Annotated in this window: 2 protein-coding genes and 1 pseudogene; all 3 read right to left on the reverse strand. The window is 61.3% G+C overall.

Going from position 1 to position 2,564, the window contains the following annotated elements; translation table 11 throughout:
• Positions 1 to 197 (reverse strand): annotated as a pseudogene (locus tag ACXRVY_RS23720) (aspartate-semialdehyde dehydrogenase); the annotation flags it as partial.
• Positions 198 to 456: 259 nt separating this feature from the next.
• Complete coding sequence (gene asd, locus ACXRVY_RS23725) at positions 457 to 1,569, reverse strand: aspartate-semialdehyde dehydrogenase (RefSeq protein WP_007975660.1); 1,113 nt, start codon at positions 1,567 to 1,569, stop codon at positions 457 to 459.
• Positions 1,570 to 1,635: 66 nt separating this feature from the next.
• Positions 1,636 to 2,564, reverse strand: a 929-nt coding sequence (gene leuB, locus ACXRVY_RS23730; protein WP_458238398.1) for a 3-isopropylmalate dehydrogenase, incomplete at its 5' end; no start/stop codon positions are given.

Raw genomic sequence — 2,564 nt, forward strand, 5'->3', positions numbered from 1 at the left:
TTGCTGAAGTCGAACTCATCGACTTCCCGCACCCGCACGTTCTTGCCGCGAAACGGTACGGAACTGCCGGCCGATTCGCTGCTGGCCAACAGGTGAAGGGTGCCGATCGGGAAATCGCGCTCTTCGAGAATCTGCACGAGCGTTTCGCCGACAGTACCGGTGGCGCCGATCACGGCAATATCAATGGACTGGCTCATGGGTTTTACCTCTGGCGAAACGGGGGGAGCGGCACTTTACCGGGTGACTGGCATGCAGGCAATTCTGTGGTGCCTGACCTGGCCCCATCGCGAGCAAGCTCGCTCCCACAGGGGCTGATGGTGTACACAAAATTTCTATTCAACTCCAACTCTCTGTGGGAGCGAGCTTGCTCGCGATGAGGCCGGCACTGACGACGCTACTTGCATAAAAAAACCCGCACCTCTTTCAAGGCGCGGGTTCTTTCATTGCATCAACCGATCAACGCTCGAGCAGGATCCGCAGCATGCGGCGCAGCGGTTCGGCCGCGCCCCACAACAACTGGTCGCCAACGGTGAACGCGCCGACGAACTGCGAACCCATGTTCAGCTTGCGCAGACGGCCAACCGGGATGTTCAGGGTGCCGGTGACCTTGTTCGGGCTCAGCTCCTGAATGCTGGTCTCACGGCTGTTCGGCACCAGCTTGACCCAMGGGTTGTGCTGGCTGATCARSCCTTCGATRTCMGCRATCGGCACATCYTTGTTCAGCTTGATGGTCAGYGCCTGGCTGTGRCAGCGCATGGCGCCGATACGCACACAGATGCCATCGACCGGGATCGGGCTCTTGAAGCGACCGAGGATCTTGTTGGTCTCGGCCTGGGCCTTCCACTCTTCGCGGCTCTGGCCGTTCGGCAGTTCCTTGTCGATCCACGGAATCAGGCTGCCGGCCAGCGGTACGCCGAAGTTTTCGGTCGGGTACGCGTCGCTGCGCATGGCTTCGGCAACACGACGGTCGATGTCGAGGATCGCGCTGGCCGGATCGGCCAGTTGATCGGCAACAGCGGCGTGGGTCGCGCCCATCTGCTTGATCAGTTCACGCATGTTCTGCGCGCCGGCACCGGAGGCCGCCTGATAGGTCATGGCGCTCATCCACTCCACCAGACCGGCTTCGAACAGGCCACCCAGGCCCATCAGCATCAGGCTGACGGTACAGTTGCCGCCGATGTAGTTCTTGGTGCCCGCGTCCAGTTGCTGGTCGATGACCTTGCGGTTCACCGGGTCCAGAACGATCACCGCGTCATCCTGCATACGCAGGCTGGAAGCGGCGTCGATCCAGTAGCCCTGCCAGCCGGCTTCACGCAGCTTGGGGAAGACTTCGCTGGTGTAGTCGCCACCCTGGCAGGTCAGAATCACGTCGAGGGTTTTCAGCTCTTCAATGCTGTAAGCGTCCTTGAGCGGAGCAATGTCCTTGCCCACGGACGGGCCTTGGCCACCGACATTGGAAGTGGTGAAAAACACCGGCTCGATAAGATCGAAATCCTGCTCTTCCAGCATCCGCTGCATGAGCACGGAACCGACCATACCGCGCCAACCGATCAGACCTACACGTTTCATCGCAACTACACCTTCTTGAAATGTGGGCCGCTGCTTTGTAATGAATTTGGCAGCGGGCCCGAGAGATTACAGATTCCGCAGCGCGGCGACTACTGCGTCACCCATTTCCTGCGTACCGACTTTAGTGCAACCGGCCGACCAGATGTCGCCCGTGCGCAAACCCTGATCCAGCACCAGGCTGACGGCTTTCTCGATGGCATCGGCCGCGGCCTGCTGATTGAAACTGTAACGCAGCATCATCGACACCGACAAAATGGTCGCCAGCGGGTTGGCAATGCCCTTGCCCGCGATGTCCGGCGCCGAACCGTGGCACGGCTCGTACATGCCTTTGTTGTTGGTGTCCAGGGACGCCGATGGCAGCATGCCGATGGAACCGGTGAGCATCGAGGCCTGGTCGGACAGGATATCGCCGAACATGTTGTCGGTGACGATCACGTCGAACTGCTTCGGTGCGCGCACCAGCTGCATGGCGGCGTTGTCGACGTACATGTGGCTCAGTTCGACTTCAGGATAATCCTTGGCCACTTGCTCGACCACTTCACGCCACAGCTGGCTGGAGGCCAGTACGTTGGCCTTGTCCACCGAGCACAGCTTCTTGCCACGCACCATGGCCATGTCGAAGCCGACACGGGCGATACGACGGATTTCGCTTTCGCTGTACGGCAGGGTGTCGTAGGACTGACGCTCGCCGTTTTCCAGGGTGCGGGTGCCACGAGGCGCGCCGAAGTAGATGCCGCCGGTCAGTTCGCGCACGATCAGGATGTCCAGCCCGGAAACGATCTCCGGCTTCAGGCTGGAAGCCTCGGCCAGTTGCGGGTACAGGATCGCCGGACGCAGGTTGCCGAACAGGCCCAGTTGCGCACGGATTTTCAGCAGGCCGCGCTCAGGGCGGATGTCACGCTCGATGGCATCCCATTTCGGGCCGCCAACGGCGCCCAGCAACACGGCGTCGGCCGCGCGGGCACGCTCCAGGGTTTCGTCGGCCAGGGGCACGC

Source organism: Pseudomonas sp. P5_A2_2 (assembly GCF_054177685.1).